At 62.7% G+C, this 3,963-nt stretch carries 2 protein-coding genes; both read right to left on the bottom strand.

What is annotated here, in order from left to right:
- On the bottom strand, nt 1–2,893 hold a 2,893-nt coding region (locus Q0C64_RS12945), incomplete at its 3' end, for a hypothetical protein (protein ID WP_294124255.1).
- Between the two features lie 156 nt (nt 2,894–3,049).
- Nucleotides 3,050–3,963 (bottom strand): tetratricopeptide repeat protein (locus tag Q0C64_RS12940; RefSeq protein WP_294124254.1); only part of this gene is annotated, 914 nt, incomplete at its 5' end.

Genomic DNA, 3,963 nt, shown 5'->3' with positions numbered 1-3,963 from the left:
TGTTGGCGACCACCGAGCCTTCGGCGTCGATCACATAGGCGGCGCGTCCGGCACTGTCGTAAACCGTCCAGCTCTTGCGGTCGCTGGCCGAGGCAAAGCCGCCGGCCGTGACCAGCGCCTTCACATTGTCGTAGGTAAAGTCGCTCGTTCCACCGGCCAGCGCATTGGCATAGGCGATGACCGTGGTCGCCTGGCCGGCACTGTCATATTGGGTTTCAAGGACCTGGCCTGTCGCGCCAACCGCAAAGCGCAGCTGGCCCTGGCCGTCATAGACATAGTTGACCGTCCGGTCCTTGGCGGCGTCAAGGGTGATCGAGGCAACCAGCGCATTGAACGTGCCGCTCGCGCGAAGGCCGGCCGAGGTCGCGTTATAATAAGAGGTTGCGGAGACCTTCTGGCCCGCCATGTCGTAGACGATCTTCGAGAGATAGCCCTCGCCGTCGAGGACACCCAGGAGACGCCCGTCCTTGTCGTAGAAGCTGCGGGCGATGCTGTCTTTGGCATCGCTGGTGGGAAGGGTGACAGCGGTTGGAAGCGTGGTCTTGAACGTCGTCAGCTGGGTCGAGGTCAGCTTGTTAAAATAGCCGGTGGTCGAGATGAGCCGCCCGGCCCCATCATAGGCAAGCACATTGGTCGTGCCGTCGCCGGCAATCGCCTGCAGTACCCGGCCTTCCTTGTCGTAGATGGTCCACGACCAGAGATCGGAAGCGTTCGACGCGGGCAAGTAGGTCGCGGGATCGATCACCGCGTCCGCATTGTCGAGCGCGGTAAATGAGCCGGTGTAGCGCAGCCCATGGGCGATGGTGGCAATGAGCCGGCTGTTGGCGTCGTAGCGATACTCGACGACATCGCCCGCCGAACTCACATCGGCGACCTTGCGACCGACCTGATCATAGATGAAGTAGCTCTTGCGTGCCGTCGCATCCTGGCTCCAGCGCAGCCGGCCATCCTTGTCATAGCCATAGGTCGACGTGCCGGTCGCAGCGCCAAGCGTGGTGGCCGCGGCGCTCTCCGCGAAGCTGATCAGCTCGCCAGCCTTGTTGTAGGTCGAGACCTGGGTCAGCCCATTGGCGTAGGTGACCGTGGTGGTGGTCGCCGCATCGTTGAACACATAAGCGGTGGTCGCGCCATTGACGTCGACCGACGAGGTCAGCCGACCCATCCCGTCATAAACGAACGTCTCGACGTTGCGCCCCTGGGCATTGCGGGCAAGCAGGCGGCCCGCCTGGTCGTAGGTGAAGAAGCTCTTGGACGTCCCCTCGCTGGTCGAAGTGGCGCCGGCGGTGGTGGCGATGCCATAGCTCTCGGAGCTGACCAGTGCCCCGCGTGCATCATAGAGATTGTAGCTGATCTGGATCGAGCTCTTGTCGGCAAGACCGCTCACCCAGCTGTCGAGTTGGGCTTCGGTAAGTGCGGTTCCCGATCCGAGTGCGCTCACATCGTAGAAGTGCTCGGGATATTCGATGGCATAGCTGAGCTGGCCGGCGGTCGTATAGCGATACTCGGTGACCAACCCTTCCGCGCTGACCCGGTAGCGCAGATGGTTCTCGGCATCGTAAGCGTAGCGCACCGTGTGCGTGGCCGCACCCGATCCGGCATCCGATGAGGTGCTGGTTTCGGTCAGCAGCTCATTCTTTGCGCCATAGGTCCGGGTGACGACATTGCCGAGCCGGTCGGTGATCGTCTGGGCGTTGCCGTTGGCATCGAAGTTTGAGTAGCCGGTAGCATTGCCAAGCGCGTCGGTGACCGAGGTGACGTTGCCATTGCCGTCGTAAGTGAACTGGATCTGCTGCTGAGTTCCGCCGGCCGCCGGGGGTGGCAATGTGATTTTGGTCAGCCGGTTGGAGCCGTCATATTCGAGCCGGGTGACCAGCCCGAGGGGATCGGTGACGTCGGTATAGCCCGCGCCATAGGTGACGCTGGTGGTGCGGGTGACGCCGGTCGACGCAGTCTCAACCATGGTCGAGACCCGGCCCGAGCCATCATAGGTGATGGCGATGTTGGAGCCGTCCGACTGGCTGATCGAGTTGACCCGGCCCGAACCATCATAGCCATAGGTAGTAACAAAGCCTTCAGTGGCCTCGATCGTGCCGTTGGCATTGGTGTCGACGACGTTGTCGTTGGGGGTGTAGTCGACCCGGACGGTCGCCAGCCGGCCGCTCCCGTCATAGGTGTAGCTGGTCCGCGTCAGCGTCTTGGCGGTCGAGGTGGCAAGGTCGGTATAGCCGGTCGTGACCGAGTCCAGCCGGTCCGAACTGGCGCCGCTCCACACATAGGTCAGCGTGGAGCCGTCGGCGGTCGTGACCTGGTAAAGCCGGCCATTGCCATAGTAGGAGAAGTTGACGGCGTCGCCGTCACTATCGAGCTGCTGCGCGAGGTTCCATGCGCCCGAGCCGTAGGCACCGGCCTCGGCATAGATCTCCCGGGCCTGGCTGTCGCCGTCGGTCCAGGTCCACTGCCGGCTCGACGTATTGAAGGTCATTATGTCGTAGGCGCCCGCACCGTCGGTCGCGACATAGGCGCTTTTCGACCCATCCCATGTGTAGGTGATGACCGAGCCGTCACCCGACACCCGCTGCACCGTGCTGCCCGCCGTATTGGCGGTGCCGGTCAGGTTGGCGATGTGCTTGTCATAGCCCTGCCGCCAATTGTCATGATTGTCGTCGGATAGATCGCCCAGGCTGTTGTAGGTGCGCGTCACCGCCGCATCGAGGCCAAGCCCGACCAGATATTCGTCGCGCTGGCTGACCATGAAGTTGCCGGTCGCCGCATTGAACATCAGCTGCTCGCCGCCGCGGCCCATGCTGCCGGTGCCCAACAGCCCCAGCGATCCCAACACCGAACCCGACCCACGCTCGAACCCAACGCCCGAACCCGTGAATATCGCAACCATCCTGGAAATTCCCTCGACCAACCCGACGACAGCAGGCGTTCAAGAGATTTCTCCCCCGCCCAATCATCCAATCGGCGGAATCGCAAATTTGTTTAGGAATTTATTTTCCGTGGCCCGGGGTGGCGCCAGCAATCGGCGCTCTCCGAGCGATAAAGCCTAGCCCAATCCCATTCGGGCCAGCGCCTGAAGAGCCGTGTCACCCCGGTCATTGATCGGCGTCTCGAGGATTTTCCGGAACAGTTTCTGTCCCTTGTCGGGATTGCCCTCAGCCGAAGTGAGCAGGCTCTGGGCCATCATCGCCGAGAAGCATTGGCGATCGAGCTTGAACGCCGTTGCAATCCCCTGCCGGGCTTCGTCCAACCGGCCTTCAAGCACGTCGACCACTGCCAGCGAGCCAAAATTCTCCGCGAAATTATGGTCGATTGCCATCGACTTCTCGAACCGCGCACGGGCAGTCCTAAGATCGTGCTTCAGGAGATAGGCCCAGCCGGCCGCGATCCACGATCCCAAATGGTCCTCGAACAGTTCGGCGCCCTGATCAATATCGTCCGCTGCCCCTTCGCCATCATCCGAAATCAGCTTGGCGAGGCCTCGCCCAACCCAGGCGCGCGGCGACTTGCGATCGGCTTCAAGCGCCTTGTCGAATAGCTCGATCGCCTCGGGCAGCTCCTGCTTGCCGAGAGAGAGCGTCCCCAGGGTCGTTAACGCGTCGGGGTGGTTGCCCGCGGCAAGTGCGCAGCGCTCGGCAAGCTCGGGATTCTCGACGTCAAGGGCGAGGACCGACACTGCTGCCGCCAGGCCCGGGTGGCCGGGATGGATCGCGAGATATTGCTCGGCCCGGGCCGCGGCTTCTTCAAATTCGCCCATGTCGTGACGAAGCTGGACGTCGAGCATCGCCGCCTGGGGAATGGCGCTGGTGACGGAAGGATCGAGGAGAATAAGAGCCGAGGCAAAATCCTTCTGGAATGCCCTTGCCCAGGCGAGATTGAACAGGATGGCGGGATCATCCACGCCCCGGTCGCGGAGCGTCTGGAAGGCGTCGGCGGCGCCATCATGATCGCGTCGGGCAA

Origin of the sequence: Sphingomonas sp. (assembly GCF_023266535.1) — a bacterium.
Classification (GTDB): Bacteria; Pseudomonadota; Alphaproteobacteria; order Sphingomonadales; family Sphingomonadaceae; genus Sphingomicrobium.
This window is presented reverse-complemented; position numbering and strand designations above follow the sequence as displayed.